The organism is Frankia sp. CgJB1 (assembly GCF_977947065.1).
Window position 1 is genome coordinate 1 of the sequence record NZ_CDWTNB010000078.1, and the last position, 18,190, is coordinate 18,190.

Here is an 18,190-nt window from a genome sequence, read left to right on the forward strand (position 1 = left end):
ATCCAACTAGTAGGAGCGGCATTGAGGCTCGTCCTGGCCGCGGGGATGGACTTCGCAATCGCCGCGCCGCGTAACTCCGCGTTCTGGCGCGCCTACGCCGCCGTCGAGGAGACGTCCTGGACGGACGCGCGGGACATGACCGGCGCCCAGGTCGCCACCAGTAGCTACGCTCCGACCGGCTGGCCGCCCGGCACTTACACGATCATCCGCCGGGTGAAGGTCCCCGCCACCGAGATCTCCACCGACCCCCGCTCACGGCGGCGGCGCACCATCCCGAAAGCCCAGCTCACCCTCGCGCTCGACGGAATCGTCGACCATGCCTGGGCGGTCAGCTTCATCGTCACGAACATCCCCGCCAACGACGGGCCAGACATCGTCGCGCTCGAGCACTGGTTCCGCGGCCACGCCGACATCGAGACCCAGATCAAAGACCACAAACTCGGCGCCGGCCTACGCCACCTGCCCTCAGCCGACCCGACCATCAACACCGTCTGGACGTGGGCCGCGATCCTCGCCGGCTGGCTGTCCACCCTGCTCCAGACACTCACCGGGTTCGACCAGCGCGCCGGGCGCGCGCACGGCGACCGGCTCCGCCACGAACTGATCACCATCCCCGGCCGGGTCACCCGCCACGCAGGCCAACTGATCCTGCGCCTGCCACCCGGCCGCGACCAGCACCTAACCACCGCCCTCGCCCGGCTGCGCGCCCTGCCCGCGGCCGTCTGACCAGCCCGTTCTCTACGCGGAACACGCCCCCGGGCCGTGGACCCGGCGCTCACCCGGCACGACAGCCGGGCCTTCACCCTGCCCAGCCGTCGAAAACAACATCAACAAACCCGAAAAGGGAAGATCACCGAATTTTGATCATGCAAGCCGGCACTACTGGCGGATCTAGGTCTGAACGAGCGTTCGCCGCTATCCTTATCGGGCCGATCTCCACGGTTCCAGCCGGGGGAGCCCGGCGCCAGAAGAGAAGTGTGCCGATCGGAAAACCCTTATAAATACTGTCAAAGAGCTTCTCGACATCGGACGACATCCAACGAAGCCCACGCTGGAATCGAGGAATCCGGATCTGGCCATGCCTGGCGTTATCCAGAAGCTCCTCAATCTTGAATCGCGCCGCGTCGGACCGGCGGGATGACTCGTCCACGCCCACCATGATATCCGTAGATCATCCGGAAGACGTTCTTCGTGGTCCACGTGCGTCAGCCCCACCGCCCGAACGGGCGGTGGGGCTGACGCACGGCACAGCCGCGGCGACGATCGGTTCCCAGCCACCGGACCTCGACTACTGGACCTTGATGATCAATCCGTGAGATCGTCCCCGAAGGGCCCGTCCGGGCCGTACGCGGCGACCTCGATGTCGATCATTGGAGGGCGCTGCGGGTCCTGCAGGGGACGCAGCGGTGAGGTCGTCCCGCGGTGCTCCGCCCCCTGTTCCCACACGTTGAACTCGGCCATGCTCGCCCAGACGCTGACCACCGCGAACCGGGACGGGTCCGCCGCCGACCGGTGCAGCGTGTTACCGAGCAGGCCAGGCGTGCCGACCAGCTTGGAGCTGATCTCGTGGTAAGCCCGCTCCACCGCGCCGGGATCGCCGGGCGGGTTAACCGCCCACAGCGTGACCCGAACCTTCGCCGGGCCGGCCACGGTCAGCTTCCCGCCGGAACAGTCAGGGAAGCCGTGCCGGCCAGCTGGGCGACGACGGTACCGGTGACCATCGAGCTGCTGGCGCGCAGCGGGTGCAGCGCCTTGCGGTGCACCCGGTGACGCTCGCTGTGCTCGAACTCGCGGAACTGCTCCTCGTCAACCCAGTCACTGACGATGTAGTACGTGCTCGGCTCGTCCTCCGAGCGGATCAGCCACTGCCCGAGGTTCGCCGGGTGCGAGGTGACCGCGTCGCCGATCCGCAGCCAGGTCTGCTCGAACTCGACCTCCCGGCCGGGGTGGATCCGCATTGTCAGCATGATCCGAAAAGGCGGGGTCGAGGCCATCAGATGCCTCCGTCCACGGCAAAGGTGGCGCCGTTGACGTAGGACGACACGTCGCTGGCCAGGAACAGGACGACCGCGGCGACCTCCTCGGCCGTCCCGATGCGTCCCAGCGGGATGCGGTTGGTGTAGGCCGCCTTGACGGCCGGGTCGATGCCCTCGGCATGGTGGGTCTCGATGACTCCTGGGGAGACCAGGTTCACCCGGATGCCGCGGACACCGAGCTCCTTGGACAGCGAGCGGGTCAGTCCGATCAGGCCGGTCTTCGCCGCGGTGTAGTGGGCCCGCAGCGGCAGACCGACCACCCCGGAGCCGGACCCGATGTTGATCACCGAGCCGGAGTCCCCCAGCAGCGGCAACGCGCCCTGCGTGACGAGGTGAGTGGCGGTGAGGTTGGTGGTCAGCACCTGCGTCCACTCGTCCAGGGGCAGCTGCGCGTAGGGGATGTGGCTGATCGTGCCGACGTTGTTCACGACGATGTCGAGGCCGCCCAGGTGGGTGCCGGTGGCCTCGACGAGCTCAGTGATCTGGCCCGGATCGGCGACGTCGGCCTGGACGAGCAGATGGTCGCCGCCGGTGTCCTTGAGTTCGCGGCGCAGGCTCTCGGCATCCTCGGTCTGGCGCTGGTGGCCGGCAACGACCGTCGCACCGGCTCGGGCGAGGCCGAGCACCACGGCCCGTCCGATGCCGCGGGTACCGCCGGTAACCAGGGCGCGTCGCCCGGCCAGGTCTGAGAACATCGCTGACTGTCTCCTGTGTCGAGGTGTCGGCTGTCGAGGTGTCGGCTGCCGAGGGGTCGTGAGGTGAGGGGTCGTGAGGTGAGCGGGCAGGGGCAGGCGGTACGGGTGGGTACGCCCTCAGCGGGGACCGACGGCGCGAACCACGAGGCTGCTGTTGAAACCGCCGTAGCCACGGGCGTTCACCAGCACCACCCGCACGGGTGCACGCCGGGGCGTACGCACGAGGTCGAGCCCATGGGCCGGATCGGGGGTGTCGAGGTTGCCCACCGCCGGGATGACCCCGTCCCGGATGGACAGCAACGCCGCGGCCACCGTCAACGCCGAGCCGCCGGCGAGGAGCCGGCCGACGAAGCCCTGCGGCGCCGTCACCGGGACCGTCCGGGCGCCGAAGACCGCGCGGATCGCCGCCGCCTCCTGGGCATCGAGGTCCGGTGAACCTGCGCCGTCCGCGAAGACGACATCGACGTCGTCCGGGGTGAGGCCGGCGTCGCGCAGGGCCCGGCGCATCGCGGTGGCGAGCCAGCGCACGTCCGGGGCGGGGCGTTCGTGGTGGGCGGCGTCGTGCGTCGCGGCGTAGCCGGCGATCTCGCCGTAGACGTGCGGGGCTCCCCGGGCGGCGGCGGCGGCCGGATCCTCGAGCACGAGCGTCGCGCCACCCTCACCGGGCAGGTAACCGTTCGCCCGGACGTCGAACGGCTTGTAGCCGTCCGCAGCAACGGTCGCGGTGCTGACCCGGCCGCTGGACAGATGGCCGGTGATCGCATAAGGCGTCAGGCTCGCCTCGGCCCCCCCGGCGAGCACCGTCGGCGTGCCGCGGCGGATAATCCGCCGGGCCTGGGCGAGGCTGTCGATTCCGCCGGCACCGTCACTGACCAGGACCCCCGACGGCCCCTTCAGACCATACCGGATCGAGGTCTGCCCGGTCGTCGCCGCGTAGAACCAGGCGATCGACTGATAGACGCTCACCGCGGTGCGGCCCCGGGTCCACAGCCGTCCCAGCTCGCGCTGTCCGATGTCGACACCGCCCGACCCGCTGCCGAACACCACCGAGGTCGCATACGGATCGTGCGCGGCGGGGTCGTAGCGCGCATCGGCCATGGCGAGGCGCGACGCGGCCATCCCGAACCAGGTCCACCGGTCGGTCTGGACGATGTACCGCTTGTCGACGTGGTCCTCCACCGCGAAACCGGCGACCTCTCCAGCGAGGGTGGCGTCGTACCAGGTGGTGTCGAACCGGCTGATCGGCGCGATCTTCAACTCGCCGCGCAGGGTCGACGCCCAGTACTCCTCCGTCCCGATGCCGCTGGGCGCGAGGACGCCGAGCCCGGTGACGACCGGCCGGACCGGGGCCTGCGGCGAACCGTCTCGGTGGGCGGGCCCCGCGGCCGTCGCGGCGGAGGCCTCCATGGCGGCGTTCATCGCGTCGGGGCGGCGAGGACGATCGCCGACTGGAAGCCACCGAAACCACTGCCGACCGACAGGGCCACGTCGACAGCGTGGTCCCGGGCGATGTTCGGGACGTAGTCGAGATCGCACTCGGGGTCGCGGGTGGTCCAGTTGGCGGTGGGGGGGATGACGTCATTCTCGATCGCCAGGGCGCAGGCAGCGATCTCGATCGACCCGATCGCGCCCAGCGAGTGCCCGATCATCGACTTGATCGAGCTGACCGGGATGTCATACGCCCGCTGTCCCAGCGAACGTTTGAAGGCGGCCGTCTCGTGCCGATCGTTCTGCTTGGTGCCCGATCCGTGCGCGTTGATGTAGTCGATGTCGTCGGCTCCGACCCGCGCCGCGTCCATCGCGACCCGGATCGCCTCGGCCATCTCGACCCCGTCGGGGCGCAGTCCGGTCATGTGGAACGCGTTCGAGCGCGAGGCGTACCCACCCACCTCGCAGTAGATGTGCGCACCGCGCGACCGGGCGGCGGTGAGCTCCTCCAGGATGAGGACGGCGCAGCCCTCCCCCATCACGAAGCCATCCCGGCTGGCGTCGAAGGGACGGGAGGCGTGTTCGGGGTCGTCGTTGCGGGCCGTCGTCGCGCGGATCGCGTCGAAGGACGCCATCGAGATCGGGGAGATCGGCGCGTCGGAGGCACCGGCGATGACAATGTCGGCCTCGCCGTCGACGATGAGCTGATGGCCGTAGCCGACCGCGTCGATGCCCGAGGTGCAGCCGGTGGAGACCACGAAGGCGGGGCCGTGCGTGCCGAACCGGCAGGCCAGTTCGGTGGCCAGGCAGCTCGGCACCATCGCGTGGTAGAGGAACGAGCTGGCGTACCGGGGATCAACCTCCCAGTCCCGCCCGCTGTCGGAGACCTCGACGTACTCGTTCTCCAGGCGAGTGGTCGCGCCCACCGCGCTGCCGATGCTGACGCCGACGATCGGGCCGTCCCCGGAACCGTCCCCGGCATCACCGCCGTCCCCGCCATCACCGCCGCCCCGCAGGTCCAGGCCGCTGTCCTCGACCGCCTCCAACGCCGCGGCCAAGGCGAACTGCACGAACCGGTCGTTACGCGCAATCTCCCGGGCGGTCAGGCCGGCCGTCGCCGGGTCGAAGTCGCACTCGGCGGCCACCTGGGAACGGAACTGGGTCGGGTCGAAGAACGACAGTCGCCGCGTCGCGGTACGGCCGTCGGTCAGCAGGGTCCAGAACTCCTTGCGGTTGACCCCGCCGGGGGCGACCACCCCGATCCCGGTGACCGCCGTCCGTCTTGGTCCGCTCACTGTCCGGACCCGTGGGGCAAGGCGTCGACGGTGGGTGCCGACGGGGCGACCGGAGCGTGCGGGGCGTCCGGGTCTAGCGGTACCTCGGTGTCGACGTGGCCGAGATCGGGCCGGGGTGCCAGCGGGCTGAGGTGAAAGACGAGGAAGGCGGTCTCCTCGCCGGTGTTGACGACGCGGTGGCGCATCCCGATCGGGATGCACACCCCGTGGTCGGCCGGCAGGTCCTGATACTGACCGTCCAGTCGGGCGGTCACAATGCCGCGCACGCAGTAGAAGAACTCTTCCGAGTAGGGGTGCAGGTGTTCGGTCACCACCTCACCCGGCTGGAGGGTCAGGGTGCCGAAAAAACCCGAGGTCGAACCCACGGTCACCGGGGAGAGCAGCGTGCGGACGTCACCGCCGCGCCGACGGTTGGGGGTCATGTCGTGAATGCAGAGAACCTTCGGAATCGCTGTCACGGAAGTCACCGGTCTCGTTCTCCTCAGACTTGTTCCGGCAGCGCGAGGGAGACCGGGGGCAGCTCGGCGGCGGCCCGCTCGACCTTCTCCCGGATCACCGACATCTCGCGGGCGGTGTTGGTGTTGATGCGGTTGGTCATCTGCTCGTCGTTCACCGGCGCCGACGGGCGCATGTGGAAGTCCTGCACCCAGCGCATGCGGGTGCCGGTGCCCTCCGGCGTGTAGCTCCAGTGGATGTGCATGTACTCGAACGGGCCGGTCTCGACGCGGTACGCGCGCACCTGCCGGGTGGCCGGGTCGAGTGTCCGCTTGGACACCCAACTCCACGCCGTCCCGTTCTCGTCGGGATGCATGGTCAGGCGAAACTTGAAGGTGTTCTCGTGGTGCTCAAGAATGTCTACCGAGGCGTATTCGGTAAAGAGGTCCGGCCAGGATTTCAGATCGTTGGTGATGGTCCAGACGGTTTCAATGTCGGCATCGATGAAAATCGAGTTGTCAGTGTGCCCGCTCACGTCGGCTCCGGTCGACCTGGAAGGTAGGGGACGTGGAAACTAACGGCGGATTCAGACCGTCTCGTGCTGGTCGAGAGCCGCGTTCACCGTGGCCAGGATCTCGGCGAGGGTCCAGCTCTCCGGCAGCTCGGCCGGGAGGTCCACCCCGAAGGTCCCGGCCACCTCTGCCGAAAGCTGGAGGTAGGCGAGCGAGTCGAGGCCGATGTCGATGAAGGTCACGTCCAGGTCCGTCGGCCGCTCGTCCGAGGGCAGACCGGCCTGTTCGACCAGGAAGTCAAGCAGGGCATCGGCCGACCATTGCCGGGGCATGTCGTACTCCCTTTTTCATTTTCGGGTTTCGGGGTTCACATGAAAAACTGGGCGTACCTGTGGGCGGAATCGAGGATGCAGTCGCTGATGACCGGCCGCGGCCGCAGCCGGCGGGCCCGGTACTCTGGCGGTGTACAGGAACCCGGCCGTGTATCAGGAGCCCGGTGGTGTACCGGGGGGCTCAGCCGGCCGTCCACCAATAGAAACTCTGCGCCATCGCGTCCCCGGGGATGCGCCAGGTCTCCGGGTCGTAGGCGGAGACGTATTTCCCGAGCTTGTTGCTCACGTCGACGAACAGCGGATGCTCATGGACGTTCTCGACGGTGTTCCTGACGTTAGTCGGAGCCTCGATCAGATGAAGGTAAAGGCCATGGAAGTGAAACAGGTCACGCCTGGTCACACCCACGATTCCGGGTAGTTCTCCGGCATCGGACTCGGCGAAGGTCGCCGCGATGGCGGGAGCGTCGGCAGGGTTCATCCTGGCCACGATGAGAGTCCGGTGTGACTGGCCTCCGGACGGCGTGGCGGGGTTCTGCGGACCGGTAACCGAGGGACCGGTGGCTGAGGGCACGAGAATCTCCTCGACATGTTCTTGGGAAACGTGTGTTTGACCCCAGGCAAGCACGGGTACCGCGTGCATGGCAAGCACGGGTACCGTGTGCATGGGCAGCTGGGCGGACCGGCCCTAACGGACCGACCTCGGCACCTTGCGCCGCGTTACAGGTGACAGGGGGAATCCGCCGACGAACATGAAGCCAGGCAGGAGTGACCGGTGCGCGACCACCGCTTCCCATCCGGCAACCCTTCTGAGGCAGCCCAGCGACCCTTCTGAAGCAGCCAGCCTTTCTGAAGCAGGCAGCTTCTTTGACTCATCGAGAGCATGGGGCCACGCGGCGCGGCTGTCCTGGATTTCCCCTGGCAGCAAGTTGCCCTGGCAATCAAATGCCAACTGACACACACAAGAAGAACAACGTGGCTACAACCACCGTGAGCGGGCTTCCCGGTGCCCGGGGGTGGTCGATAGGCCACCGGAGGAGAGCCGGGATCTCGATCTCGTGGGAACCACGTCGTCCACGCTCGGCCTCGGCCTGGTCGAGTATGGTGTTTTCTGGTCGGGGAGCCGGGGCCTCGTCTGGCCGACGTCGGCCGCTCTCACCTGACCGGGACTATCGCCGGAGGGCCGCCGCGGCGCGAAAGCCGGCTGTTCGGAGCCAGATGTTCAGAACCGGCCCGTTCAGAGCCAGCCGCGTTGCGCGGCGAGGGTACCCGCCTGGAACCGGCTACGGGCGTTCAACCGTGCCATCAGATCGGCGATCATGCGACGCACGGTGCGGACGGAGACGCCCAGGTGGCGCGCGGCCGCCTCGTCCTTCATTCCGAGGCTGAGCAGACGCAGCAGCAGCCGTTCGGTGTCGCTCGGCGCGTCGTCACCGTCCCCGGGAGCGGCTATCGCCTCGCTGCTCAGCGGTTCGGCGGCCTCCCAGACCTGTTCGAACAGGGTGAGCAGCAGGGCGGTCAGCTCCGGGGTGCGCACGAGCAGGGTCTGGCCGGTCGCGAACCCCCGGCCCAGTCGGACCAGGCCGATCCGCCCGTCGACCGCGGTGGCGTCCAGCCGGGGATCGTCGATCATCCGGGCGTCCAGGCCATGCGCCGCCACGGTCCGCACATAGCCGGCGCCGAGCTCGTCCAGGCGCATCGACCGGGGCAGGACGCTGCGCATCACCACGCCACGCCGCAACGCGCGCAGTTCGACCGGCATCACCTCGCGAGTCAGGGCCGAGGACCACTCGCGCCGGGTGTGCAGCGCGAGCACCTCCCGCTCGGCTCGCCCGACGATCGCGAGCAGCTCCGCACGGGCCTGGTCGGCGCCGTCTATCCGCCTTACCTCGACGGTGTCCCCGCCGGGACGGCTCTCCAGGTAGTCCGAGACGAAGGAGCTGATCTGCGCCCGGGCCAGGAGCAGCCGCTCATGGCGACGGATCAGCTGCTCGTGCTGCGCCTGGAGCAGGTGGTCGAGCCCGGCTTCGGGATGCACCGCGACGTAGTGACCGGCCCGTTCGCGCGAGGGCAGCAGCAGACCCAGCTCGACCAGACGATCACGCGCCCGCCCCGCGGCGACCAGCGGCTCGCCGAGCATCTCCGCCACCTCGGGCACGCTCAGGACCTCGTGGCACAGCCACAGCCGATAGGCGGCCAGGGTGACCTCATCGATACCGAAGAGATCGAGCACCTTCCCCTTCCTCGGAGCAGGATCGGGACGTGGCCGACGGACGCCGACCGGACCAGTCGTGCCCACCGGACCAGTCGTGCCCACCGGACCGACGCGGCCGCTCACCCCGACCGCTGGGGCAGGCCCGACCGGGACGTCTCCGCGGACACCACGTCGAGGGCGTGGCGGACCAGCGACACCAGGGACTGCCGGACCGACTCCCGCTGCCGGGCGTCGCAGAACACCACCGGACGGCGCGGATCGAGGTCCAACGCCGCCCGGACGTCCTCCGCCCGGTACTCCCGCGCACCGTCGAACCGGTTCAGCGCGATGAGGAACGGGATGTCGCGCTCCTCGAAGTAGTCGATGGCCGGAAAGGAGTCGGCCAGCCGCCGCGTGTCCACCAGGACCACCGCGCCGATCGCGCCGAGGACGAGCTCATCCCACATGAACCAGAACCGGTCCTGGCCCGGGGTGCCGAAAAGGTAGAGAATAATACTATTGAGAAGCGTGATCCGACCGAAGTCCATCGCGACCGTGGTCGTCGTCTTCGAGCCGACCGCGCTGGTGTCGTCGATCCCTATGCTTGCGGCCGTCATCGCAGCCTCCGTGGTGAGGGGCTGAATTTCGCTCACCGAACCGACGAACGTCGTCTTCCCGACTCCGAATCCGCCGGCGATGATGATTTTTACCGGATGTGGCGGCGCCGTTTCCGGCGACCCCGTCCTAGAGGGCCTGTAGTCCATCGAGCACCTTTTCGATGAGGGCAATGGAAGGGCGGTCGGAGGGTCGGGCCGGTCGGGTCACGGTTACCAGGCCGGCGTCGAGCATGTCGCCGACGAGGACCCGCGCGACCCCGACCGGCAGATTCAGCCGAGCAGAGATCTCCACGATCGACTGCACGCATTGGCAGAACAGCGCGATGGCGCGCTGCTCATGCTCCAGCGTCCGCATCATCAGCCGGCCGTTGGGCGTGGTGGTCACCAACGCGACCAGCTCCAACGTCTGGTTCGTCGGCCGTGTCCGGCCCCCGGTGACAGCGTAGGGGCGGACGACCGGACCAGCCTCTTCGTCGAACCATTCGTCATCGCGCGACATATCCGGTCCTCCTGCCTTGAGAATTCTGCTGTCATCCGGTCGGTGATGGCGCAGAGGGCAACCGGCTGACCCACCAACCGATCGGACCCCCACCCGATCGCCGGGCCGAGGTCAGAGTGGCAGCGCGGACTGCATCTGAGCCCGGAGTTCCGGGGTGAGGAACTCGCCGACCCGGGTCACCAGCAGCGCCATCTCGTAGGCGATGAGACCGATGTCCGCGCCGGGGCTGCTGAGAATGGCCAGGCACGATCCGTCCCCCACCGCGGTGACGAACAGGAATCCCTCGTCCATCTCGACAATGGTCTGCCGAACGTTTCCACCCCCGAAGAAACGACCCGCGCCGCGCGCCAGGCTGTTGAATCCGGAGGCTACCGCGGCCAGTTGGTCGGCGGTCGCCCGGTCCATCCCGTACGAGGTGGCGAGCAACAACCCGTCGGAGGAAAGCGCAATCACATAGGTGACTTCGGGCACCTTCTTGACGAGGTTGTTGAGCAACCAGCTCATGTTCTCGGACGGCCCCAGCGGACGCATCAGGTCACCTTTCCTACATCGTCACCGTCGTTCGAAACCTGGCCGTCCGCCAGACCACGACCAAAGTTGTTCTGGAAGGACGACATCATACTGCGGATCTCTTCCGGGCTCCGTTGCGCGGCGAGCATTCCGGAACTCTCCTCGGGAATGTCCCGGCGAAGCTGCGGCGCGAGACTGGCCCGCCGGGTGCGCTTGGGCAGGCCCACCTCGGTGAAACTGACGGGCGGCTGGCCGTCCGCGCCAGGCCCGGCCGGCTCGGCGGGCTCGTCTGAACGGGCCGAAGGCGCCGGGCGTCCGAGGGGGACGACCGTCTGGCCCATGGCGGGGGCGTCCTCGCGGTGGAATCCCCCGGAGTACCCCACCGGCCGGCCCAGCGGTGAGGTGAACGGATCGGTTCGGGTGGCCTCCCCCGGGTCGGCGGAGCCGAGGTCACCACCGCGCGACCGCTCCCTGGCCATGGGGCTGTCACCGAACAGCGAGGTGACACGGCCGCCGGGTCCGCCGTCGCCGCCATAGCCGGAGCCGGGCGCACCGTTGTGGCCACCCGGACCGGGGACGTCCCGTCCGTCCCGGAGGGGCCCACCCCGGAAGGGTTCCTCCGGGAAGGGTTCGTCCCGGAAAGATTCGTCCTGCCCCGGACGGGCCGGCGGGCCGTCGGGGTCGTCCGACCCGGGCGTCTGGGGGTAGCCCGGGACAGCCTGGTGGGGCTGGTCCCCCGCGGCCCTGCGGCCGCCACGCGAACGGCGCGACGGCAGCGGCGGGGGGGTAGCGAAGCCGCGGGAGCCGGGCTCCTCGCCCGGCCCGCTGTCCGGGTCGGAACGCGGGGTCAAGGGACGCGGCGGAGCGTCCGAACGCCTGCCGTTGGAACGGTGCCGCGGGCGGTCGGCGACGAACCAGCTCGATCGCACCGTGGCGAAAACCGGCAGATCGTCGATGAGCGTTTCGTCCTGACCGTGCGCAGCCGCGGCCGCGTCCTCGGAGAGCGCGGGGGGACCGGCGAGGTCGCCGTCCGCGTCCACCAGCGACCCGCGGAACCGGTCCTCGTCGATGGCCGGGCCGTCGAGAGCCGGAACCCGCGTCATGGCAAGCGGCGGGGCGATCTGCGTGGGCTCCGGCCGGGCCTCCCCGTCGGGGTCGACCTGCCGCAGCAGCGTGGTCGGCACCAGGACGATAGCCATCGTGCCGCCATACGGCGAGGACCGCAGCTTCACCGAGATGGAATGCCGCTCGGCGAGCCGACCGACAACGAACAGGCCGAGACGCTCGCTGGTCGACAGGTCGAAGGGGGGCGGGTTGGCCAGCCGCTCGTTCACGGCGTCGAACTCCTCCGGACTCATGCCCAGCCCGCGGTCCTCGATCTCGATCACGAAGCCGTTCGATACCTCGTGCCCGGAGACATGCACCGGCGTGTGGGGCGGGGAGAAGCAAGTGGCGTTCTCGATCAGCTCGGCGAGCATGTGGATGACGTCACCGACGGCGTGACCGCTGATGGCCCCTCCGTCGATCGACATCACCTGGACCCGGGTGTAGTCCTCCACCTCGGCGACGGCGCCACGGACGACGTCCTTGACCGGGACAGGCCGGCGCCAACCACGGGCTGGCTTGGAGCCGGACAGCACGATGAGGTCCTCGGCGTGCCGGCGCATACGGGTGGCGAGGTGGTCGAGACGGAAGAGCTCCTCCAGCTCGTCCGGGTCGGTCTCCTTGCGCTCCAAGGCGTCGATCACCTTGAGCTGGCGGTGAATGAGTGCCTGGCTGCGGCGGGCGAGGTTGAGGAACGTGTCCCCGATGCTCTTGCGCATCGCGGCCTGCTCCACCGCGGTCCGCACGGCCACCGCGTGCACGGTGCCAAACGCCTCGGCGAGCTGACCGATCTCGTCCTTGCTCCGGACCTCGACCGGGAATTCCTCCTCGGCCACGTCCACCGGCGACCCGCGGTGCAGACGGTCGACGACTCCGGGCAGCCGCTCGTTCGCGACTTCGAGGGCGCCGCGGCGCAGTCGGCGTAGGTCCCGGATCATCGGGCTCGCCACCAGGAGAGAAATCACCACCGACACCACGAGCACCAGCGCCACGCCGATACCGCTGACAAGCGCGTCTCGGGTGGCCGAACTGGTGATGTTCGCGCTGGCCGTCCCGAGATCGGCCGCGACCCGGCGTTCGACCTGCCGCATCGCATTGATCTTCGCGTCGGAGGTCTGCAGCCAGATCTGCGGGGTAACGGTCAGCGGCTGGCCGTTCTGTACGGCGTTAACCGTGCCGTCACGCAATGTCCCGGCGGCCGAGATCGTCCGGCCGACCGTCACGTTGTAGAACTCCTGCTCGTCCGCCGTGGCCGTGGTGCGGAACTGGGCCAGCCAGGCATCCTCCGCCCCGGTCCTGGTCTGGATCTCCCGCAGCGTGGCCACATCTGTCTGCTGGAGGATGATCACGCGGACGACGGCGCCGCGTTGGTGGGCGACCTGCTCCTTGGCCTGCGCGATACTCACCAGTGCGGTGGCACCGTTGACCAACGAGGTGTTGCGGCTTCCGGCCGCCACCTGGGCGTTGAGGGCGAGGAGGTCGTCCACGGCACCCAAGTAGAAAGCAATGTTCTGGTCCACCTGCGCCTGGTGCGCGTCGATCGCCTTGCGCTGCGCCGGGAGCTTGCCGAGGCGTTCCGAGATCGACGCGAGCGTGGTCGCCAGGGTGTCACGACCCGCCGCGGGCAGCGCCGCCTCACCGGCCCGATAGACGGCCAGGGCCTGGTCCACCGGGCCGCGGGCGGCGAGCGCCGCCTGCCCCTGAGCGACGGCCATGTAGTTGGAACCGACATAGGAGTTCGTGGCGTACCGCTCGACCTGCAGGGCCTGGACCAGATCGTTGCTTTTGATCGAGAAGTCGGCGAGTGCCTTGATGCGGTTGGCGACCCGCACGTTGTCGACGTTCCCCTGCACGTGTATCGCGCTCAGTACCGCGAGCGCAGCCAGGGGGACGACGAGAATCACCACTAGCTTCGAGCGGATGGGCCAATTCTGGAGCATCCGGTCCTCTCGTCCGGCACCCGGGAGTCGAGTGCCTCGTGTGCGGAGGGTGAGTAGTCGAGTTCCATCGGGACATGTCACCGGAAGACCACAGATGACAACACCGGGCCGGCGCATTGGAGTAGGCGGTCCGGGCATCGGGGGAATGTTCCGGGGGCGCGGACAACTGTAGCGGGTGAAGAACTAGCCCGATTGGGGGCACCCGTCTTCAACGCAAAAGGATGGCGAGGTAGCACCGAGCGACGGACATTCGCGAGCGCGCAACGCGCAACCGGAACCCGCTCCCGAATTACATGAGCGCAGTCCGGACCAAACAACGGCGATGCGCACAAACCAGCACTGACGGGCAGCAGTCAGCGCTAACTGGCACAGATCCTCCGCGGCCACGAAGGCCCCGATCAACCGGCCACACCGCACTCGACAACGCAAGCACATCACATGTTGGCATGTTGCCGAAAGAACATCGCACGATCCGAGGCCACACAGATCGCACCCTCGCGGCCCACCCGACCCCCGCCCGGGCTGCAGCTCCCGCCTCGTGCCAGACCATGGAGAGTGGTCCCATTGCGGACATTGCAGACGTTGTAGACATTGCAGACACCCGGGGGCGGGAATTGGGGCACCCGGCCCCACCGGTTCACCCCCGTCGGCGATTGCCGATCAGGCGTTGGCGATTGCCGATCGGGCCCTACCCGGTCCGCCAGAGCTTCAATCACTCCACAGCCACTCCACGACGAACCTCCCCATCAACCCCCGTCCAATGAGCTGCTGCTGAACTGCTGTGTTAATCGCCGAGCGAGGCCCGGCTGGCGGAAGCGGCGGAGGTCACGGAAGCGGCGGAGGTGACACAACTACTTTCACCCGAGGCCAGCCGGTGGCACTGTGCCCCTGGGCACGACCGGGTCAGGAGCACGGCCGGGTCAAGGAACCCGACGGACCGGTGAGGAGACACGGATGAGCAGCCAGATCGAGAGCGAACCCGGCCAGGGCACGCTGACGGTACGGATCAACCGCCCGGAGAAACGCAACGCCCTCACCCAGGCGATGTACGTCGCCCTCACGGAGGCGTTCGACAAGGCCGAGACCGACCCGGAGATCCGGGTTATCCGGTTGACCGGCAGCGGTGGATCCTTCACCGCCGGCAACGATCTGGTCGACTTTCTGGCCACCAACGCCCTCCGGGCGGAGGGTCCGACGCTGACCTTCATCCGGACGCTGGCCCGCAGCACGAAACTTCTCGTCGCCGAGGTCGACGGGCCCGCGATGGGCATCGGGACCACGCTGCTGCTGCACTGCGACCTGGTCTATGCGACCGAGCGCAGCACTCTCGGGATGCCGTTCGTCAACCTGGGGGTGATCCCCGAGTTCGGGTCGACCCTCCTGCTACCCCGCCGGGTCGGGCCAGCCATCGCTGCCCGCATCGTCTACTTCGGCGAGTCCCTCGGAGCGGCCGAGGCCGCCCGACTGGGGGTGGTGACCGAGGTGCTTCCCGACGCCGAAGCGCTACGCGCCCGGGTCGACGACCGGGTGGCGGCGCTGCTGGCCCAGCCGCCGCAGGCGCTCGCGGCAGCTCGCGCCCTGCTGCACGACGGCGGGACACCGGAGGTGCTGGCGCGCATCGACGCCGAAAGCGCGATCTTCACCGAGCGCCTCGTCAGCGACGAGGCGAGATCCGCGATGACCGCCAGGCTGCCGGGCCGCCACGGCACGTCGGCAGCCGAGGGCTGACCGGCCACCCGTGAGCTGACCGACCACCGAGGGCTGACCGACGTCGGTGCCGGCCCGCTCCATGCCGTCCGTGCGGCCCGGGAGGACCAGCCCCGCAACGGCGACGAGGGCGACCGGTTCGCCCCGTCCGGGCGGGGCATACCGGTGCCTGTGACCCATTCCCTGCCGCACCAACGCGACCGGGGTAGTGCCCTCGGGCACCGGCCTTGGTGGCGCCGCGCCTTCTCCTCCGGCTCCTCCGATCCGGGGAGGTTCCCCCCGGCTCGCAGCGCATTCGGGCTACGCCGCGTCCTCGCCGCGTTCGGCCTGGTGTTCTGCGGGGTCTTCGCCGGTTTCTTCGCCGTCCGGGGGCAGACAGCCGGCGCCGCGGTCCTCGCCTTCCTCGCCATCGTCGCCATCGTCGATCTGGTCGTCATCCAGCAACGGATCCGGCGCCAGACCGAATGATCCCCACGCCGGTCCAGATGGGCGGTGCTCCCGCATAAGGTGGCCGAGGATCGTCGCGTCCGACACCGCCAGGCTCGCCCGCCAGCCTGGTCGGTCCGCGCCAATCCGGCTGGCGGAACGAGCAGGAGGATCTCAGTGGGCGGCGGGACGGGCGGCCGACCGAACGGGCGGCGATGAACGATCCGGAGGGCGTCTCCGGGCCGGTGTCGGCTGGCTTCGCGCGCGGCACCACCGACGAGGCGGGCCTGTGCCGCGGGCTTCGCCGGATGCGGCTCATCGCCGGCAGCCTGCTTGCCGCGGTGGTGACGATCTACCTCCTCGCCGCCCGCTGGCAGGCCCGCGGTGGCCCGGGGTGGATCGGGTACGTGGCCGCGGCCGCCGAGGCGGGCGCGGTCGGCGCACTGGCCGACTGGTTCGCCGTGACCGCGCTGTTCCGCCACCCACTCGGCCTCCCGATCCCGCACACGGCGATCATTCCTCGGCGTAAGGACGCGCTTGGTCGGAGCCTGGAGAGCTTCGTCGGCACCCACTTCCTCGCCGAGGACGTGATCCGGGAGAAGATCGACGGCATCGGAGTGTCCGCCCGGGTCGGTGCCTGGCTGCGCCAGCCGTCGCACGCCGAACGGGTCACGACCGAGGCGGCGGAGCGGCTCACCGCGATGATCTCCGGGATGAACGACGACCTGGTCCGCGAACTCGTCGAGAAGGCGGTGCTGCCCCGCATCGTCGAACGGCCCTGGGCCGGGGCCCTCGGAATGGCGCTGGAACGGGTGGTCGAGGACCGGCTGCACCATCGACTGGTCGACGTGATCGTCACCGAGGCCGAGACGTGGTTGAAGCAGAACCCGGAGGTCTTCACCCGCACCGTGCAGGACCGGGCACCAAGCTGGTCGCCGAAGTGGCTGGACGAGGCGGTCGCGGCCAAGGCGTACAGCGAGGCGCTGCGCTTCACCGAGGCGCTGCGCACCGACCCCGAGCACCGGGCACGCCGCGCCCTGGACACGTTCCTGCGCGGCTTCGCCGGCCGGCTGCGCACCGACGAGGCGCTGGGACGGCAGGTCGAGCAAATCAAGTACCGGCTCCTGGCCCATCCTGAGGTCGACCGGATGATCTCCGCCATGTGGGCCACGGCGAAAAGCATCCTGCTCGATCTCGCCTCCGATCCGGGCAGCACGGCCCGGGTCCGCGCGACCGACGAACTCGCGGCCTTCGGCGCCCAGCTCGCCACCGATCCGGAGCTGGCGCGCACCGTCGACCACACCGTGGCGAACGCGGCCACCCGCGTGGTGTGCCGGTACAAGGACGACATCGCCGCGATCATCGGAGATACTGTCGGCCGCTGGCAGCCCGACGAGACCTCCCGGCGCATCGAGCTGCACGTCGGTCGCGACCTGCAGTTCATCCGGATCAACGGCACCGTCGTCGGTGCCCTCGTGGGACTGGTCATCCACCTGGTCACCGAACTCGCCTTCTGACGCAACGGGTGGGGTTGAGGAAGCGTGCGGGGCAACGAGGACGATCGCCGTGGCGACGAACGTGGGAGCCGGCCCGGCCCGGATGACCGATAGCCCGTCCGGGGACTGCCATGGCCGACGCCACCCGGTCGGCCCAGCCTGCTGGTCGCCGGACTGGTCATGCTGGTCTGGTTCGGGCTGATTACCCGGATCGGCCACTACGACGTCGACGTCTTCCTGCGGCCGGCGCGGCCGGGCAGCACGGGCTCGATCCCTATCCCGCCCCCGGCACGGGGGGCGGTGTACTCCGGCTTTCCGTTCGTCTACCCCTAACCTCACAGCGATGCCGTTCGCGCCGCTGCTGCTCTGACTGCTGCTCGCCCGCCGGTTGCAGGCCTGGATGGCGGCCCTCCCCGATCGGGCCGGACCCCGCCGTGGGATCGGACACTCCGGTGGGACCACCCACTTCCGTGGGGCCGGGCACGTCACCGCCGCGACCGGGGGCTGCGGACCGCGGCCGGCGACCCGCTCGCCCGAAGGAGTAACCCGGGACGAACCGGCGGGTGAGCCCGAGACGTACAGCCGCAGGATCGGCGTCTCTCACACTCCGCGTGGCGGGACGGCGATGTACCTTGAATAGAACGACGGCTTGCAAGGCCGTCCGCGCCCGGCCGAACGGTCGGGTGTGCGAGGTCGGTGCGAGCGCCCTAGCGGGGATGACCCGCCGGTGGGTCCGGTCGCGAAACCCGGCCGTACCCCCGGCCTCCGGACGATACGCGGACTGGTGTGGAACACCTCATCCAGTCCGGGTGGACCCATGGCGGCCCTGACCTGATCGGCGGATCCTCTGTCTCAGTATGGAAACTCCCAGTCTCACCCGGCCCAGCAGTCCCACGCCCCGCAGCGCCAGCCTCGTCCGGCCCGGGGCCGCGGCGGTCCGGACGGTGGCGGGGCCCGGGGTGGCGGC

At 69.3% G+C, this 18,190-nt stretch carries 21 protein-coding genes; 6 read left to right on the top strand and 15 right to left on the bottom strand.

From position 1 onward, the window contains the following. The coding region (locus tag AC08OT_RS10825; protein ID WP_476602782.1) for a transposase at positions 1 to 726 on the top strand (726 nt) is incomplete at its 5' end. Between the two features lie 124 nt (positions 727 to 850). Here the strand turns inward: AC08OT_RS10825 and AC08OT_RS10830 are convergent. The 10 genes from AC08OT_RS10830 to AC08OT_RS10875 all read right to left on the bottom strand — a co-directional run bounded on the left by AC08OT_RS10830 (position 851) and on the right by AC08OT_RS10875 (position 7,304). Further along, entirely contained in the window at positions 851 to 1,159 is a 309-nt protein-coding gene (locus tag AC08OT_RS10830) for a DUF262 domain-containing protein (RefSeq protein WP_476593226.1), read from the bottom strand. A 146-nt stretch (positions 1,160 to 1,305) separates the two neighbouring features. Then, positions 1,306 to 1,650, bottom strand: coding sequence for an antibiotic biosynthesis monooxygenase family protein (locus AC08OT_RS10835; protein ID WP_476593227.1), 345 nt, complete (start codon positions 1,648 to 1,650; stop codon positions 1,306 to 1,308). Positions 1,651 to 1,652: 2 nt separating this feature from the next. Continuing rightward, the gene (locus AC08OT_RS10840; RefSeq protein ID WP_476602783.1) at positions 1,653 to 1,994 is read right to left on the bottom strand and encodes an antibiotic biosynthesis monooxygenase family protein; all 342 of its coding nucleotides are present in this window, start codon (positions 1,992 to 1,994) and stop codon (positions 1,653 to 1,655) included. Beyond that, positions 1,994 to 2,731, bottom strand: coding sequence for an SDR family NAD(P)-dependent oxidoreductase (locus tag AC08OT_RS10845; protein WP_462186591.1), 738 nt, complete (start codon positions 2,729 to 2,731; stop codon positions 1,994 to 1,996). The genes AC08OT_RS10840 and AC08OT_RS10845 overlap by 1 nt, the downstream gene beginning before the upstream one ends. A gap of 117 nt (positions 2,732 to 2,848) precedes the next feature. Beyond that, positions 2,849 to 4,138, bottom strand: a complete 1,290-nt coding sequence (locus AC08OT_RS10850) for a beta-ketoacyl synthase N-terminal-like domain-containing protein (RefSeq protein ID WP_476593228.1) — start codon at positions 4,136 to 4,138, stop codon at positions 2,849 to 2,851. Positions 4,139 to 4,146: 8 nt separating this feature from the next. Then, on the bottom strand, positions 4,147 to 5,454 hold the full coding sequence (locus AC08OT_RS10855) for a beta-ketoacyl-[acyl-carrier-protein] synthase family protein (protein ID WP_476593229.1): 1,308 nt from the start codon (positions 5,452 to 5,454) through the stop codon (positions 4,147 to 4,149). After that, positions 5,451 to 5,876, bottom strand: coding sequence for a cupin domain-containing protein (locus tag AC08OT_RS10860; protein ID WP_476593235.1), 426 nt, complete (start codon positions 5,874 to 5,876; stop codon positions 5,451 to 5,453). Before AC08OT_RS10860 ends, AC08OT_RS10855 begins: the two co-directional genes overlap by 4 nt. Before the next feature lie 59 nt (positions 5,877 to 5,935). Beyond that, positions 5,936 to 6,424 carry an SRPBCC family protein gene (locus tag AC08OT_RS10865; protein ID WP_476593230.1) on the bottom strand — a complete coding sequence of 163 codons (489 nt, stop codon included), beginning with the start codon at positions 6,422 to 6,424 and terminating at the stop codon, positions 5,936 to 5,938. Between the two features lie 51 nt (positions 6,425 to 6,475). Next, positions 6,476 to 6,733, bottom strand: coding sequence for an acyl carrier protein (locus AC08OT_RS10870; protein WP_476593231.1), 258 nt, complete (start codon positions 6,731 to 6,733; stop codon positions 6,476 to 6,478). Between the two features lie 181 nt (positions 6,734 to 6,914). Continuing rightward, positions 6,915 to 7,304, bottom strand: a complete 390-nt coding sequence (locus AC08OT_RS10875) for a TcmI family type II polyketide cyclase (protein ID WP_476595691.1) — start codon at positions 7,302 to 7,304, stop codon at positions 6,915 to 6,917. 442 nt (positions 7,305 to 7,746) lie between these two features. On the opposite strand from AC08OT_RS10875, the gene AC08OT_RS10880 reads away from it, so the two are divergent. Beyond that, complete coding sequence (locus AC08OT_RS10880; protein WP_476602784.1) at positions 7,747 to 7,893, top strand: hypothetical protein; 147 nt, start codon at positions 7,747 to 7,749, stop codon at positions 7,891 to 7,893. 74 nt (positions 7,894 to 7,967) lie between these two features. Here the strand turns inward: AC08OT_RS10880 and AC08OT_RS10885 are convergent, their stop codons facing one another. The 5 genes from AC08OT_RS10885 to AC08OT_RS10905 form a co-directional block, all read right to left on the bottom strand. After that, positions 7,968 to 8,963, bottom strand: coding sequence for a LuxR C-terminal-related transcriptional regulator (locus tag AC08OT_RS10885; RefSeq protein WP_462186586.1), 996 nt, complete (start codon positions 8,961 to 8,963; stop codon positions 7,968 to 7,970). A gap of 101 nt (positions 8,964 to 9,064) precedes the next feature. Next, positions 9,065 to 9,688, bottom strand: coding sequence for a GTP-binding protein (locus tag AC08OT_RS10890; RefSeq protein ID WP_476593232.1), 624 nt, complete (start codon positions 9,686 to 9,688; stop codon positions 9,065 to 9,067). After that, entirely contained in the window at positions 9,669 to 10,040 is a 372-nt protein-coding gene (locus AC08OT_RS10895; protein WP_476593233.1) for a DUF742 domain-containing protein, read from the bottom strand. The genes AC08OT_RS10890 and AC08OT_RS10895 overlap by 20 nt, the downstream gene beginning before the upstream one ends. A 111-nt stretch (positions 10,041 to 10,151) precedes the next feature. Next, a complete protein-coding gene (locus AC08OT_RS10900) occupies positions 10,152 to 10,571 on the bottom strand; it encodes a roadblock/LC7 domain-containing protein (protein WP_011437246.1) in 420 nt (139 codons plus the stop codon). Further along, complete coding sequence (locus tag AC08OT_RS10905) at positions 10,571 to 13,594, bottom strand: sensor histidine kinase (protein WP_476593234.1); 3,024 nt, start codon at positions 13,592 to 13,594, stop codon at positions 10,571 to 10,573. Before AC08OT_RS10905 ends, AC08OT_RS10900 begins: the two co-directional genes overlap by 1 nt. Positions 13,595 to 14,548: 954 nt before the next feature. Here AC08OT_RS10905 and AC08OT_RS10910 point away from each other — a divergent pair. The 4 genes from AC08OT_RS10910 (at position 14,549) to AC08OT_RS10925 (ending at position 17,556) form a co-directional block, all read left to right on the top strand. Beyond that, positions 14,549 to 15,322 (top strand): enoyl-CoA hydratase-related protein, encoded by a 774-nt coding sequence (locus tag AC08OT_RS10910; protein WP_462186581.1) that lies wholly within the window; start codon positions 14,549 to 14,551, stop codon positions 15,320 to 15,322. Between the two features lie 144 nt (positions 15,323 to 15,466). Then, on the top strand, positions 15,467 to 15,769 hold the full coding sequence (locus tag AC08OT_RS10915; RefSeq protein ID WP_476595690.1) for a DUF6343 family protein: 303 nt from the start codon (positions 15,467 to 15,469) through the stop codon (positions 15,767 to 15,769). A gap of 173 nt (positions 15,770 to 15,942) precedes the next feature. Then, complete coding sequence (locus AC08OT_RS10920) at positions 15,943 to 17,244, top strand: DUF445 domain-containing protein (RefSeq protein ID WP_476592692.1); 1,302 nt, start codon at positions 15,943 to 15,945, stop codon at positions 17,242 to 17,244. A 159-nt stretch (positions 17,245 to 17,403) separates the two neighbouring features. After that, complete coding sequence (locus tag AC08OT_RS10925) at positions 17,404 to 17,556, top strand: hypothetical protein (protein WP_476592693.1); 153 nt, start codon at positions 17,404 to 17,406, stop codon at positions 17,554 to 17,556. Positions 17,557 to 18,190: the final 634 nt, after the last annotated feature.

Bases quoted from the DNA above. Each gene is read 5' to 3' on its own strand.
- AC08OT_RS10830 (WP_476593226.1), bottom strand. From the start codon at position 1,159: ATGGTGGGCGTGGACGAGTCATCCCGCCGGTCCGACGCGGCGCGATTC.
- AC08OT_RS10840 (WP_476602783.1), bottom strand. From the start codon at position 1,994: ATGGCCTCGACCCCGCCTTTTCGGATCATGCTGACAATGCGGATCCAC.
- AC08OT_RS10845 (WP_462186591.1), bottom strand. From the start codon at position 2,731: ATGTTCTCAGACCTGGCCGGGCGACGCGCCCTGGTTACCGGCGGTACC.
- AC08OT_RS10850 (WP_476593228.1), bottom strand. From the start codon at position 4,138: ATGGAGGCCTCCGCCGCGACGGCCGCGGGGCCCGCCCACCGAGACGGT.
- AC08OT_RS10860 (WP_476593235.1), bottom strand. From the start codon at position 5,876: ATGACCCCCAACCGTCGGCGCGGCGGTGACGTCCGCACGCTGCTCTCC.
- AC08OT_RS10870 (WP_476593231.1), bottom strand. From the start codon at position 6,733: ATGCCCCGGCAATGGTCGGCCGATGCCCTGCTTGACTTCCTGGTCGAA.
- AC08OT_RS10890 (WP_476593232.1), bottom strand. From the start codon at position 9,688: ATGGACTACAGGCCCTCTAGGACGGGGTCGCCGGAAACGGCGCCGCCA.
- AC08OT_RS10895 (WP_476593233.1), bottom strand. From the start codon at position 10,040: ATGTCGCGCGATGACGAATGGTTCGACGAAGAGGCTGGTCCGGTCGTC.
- AC08OT_RS10900 (WP_011437246.1), bottom strand. From the start codon at position 10,571: ATGCGTCCGCTGGGGCCGTCCGAGAACATGAGCTGGTTGCTCAACAAC.
- AC08OT_RS10905 (WP_476593234.1), bottom strand. From the start codon at position 13,594: ATGCTCCAGAATTGGCCCATCCGCTCGAAGCTAGTGGTGATTCTCGTC.
- AC08OT_RS10910 (WP_462186581.1), top strand. From the start codon at position 14,549: ATGAGCAGCCAGATCGAGAGCGAACCCGGCCAGGGCACGCTGACGGTA.
- AC08OT_RS10920 (WP_476592692.1), top strand. From the start codon at position 15,943: ATGAACGATCCGGAGGGCGTCTCCGGGCCGGTGTCGGCTGGCTTCGCG.
- AC08OT_RS10925 (WP_476592693.1), top strand. From the start codon at position 17,404: ATGCTGGTCTGGTTCGGGCTGATTACCCGGATCGGCCACTACGACGTC.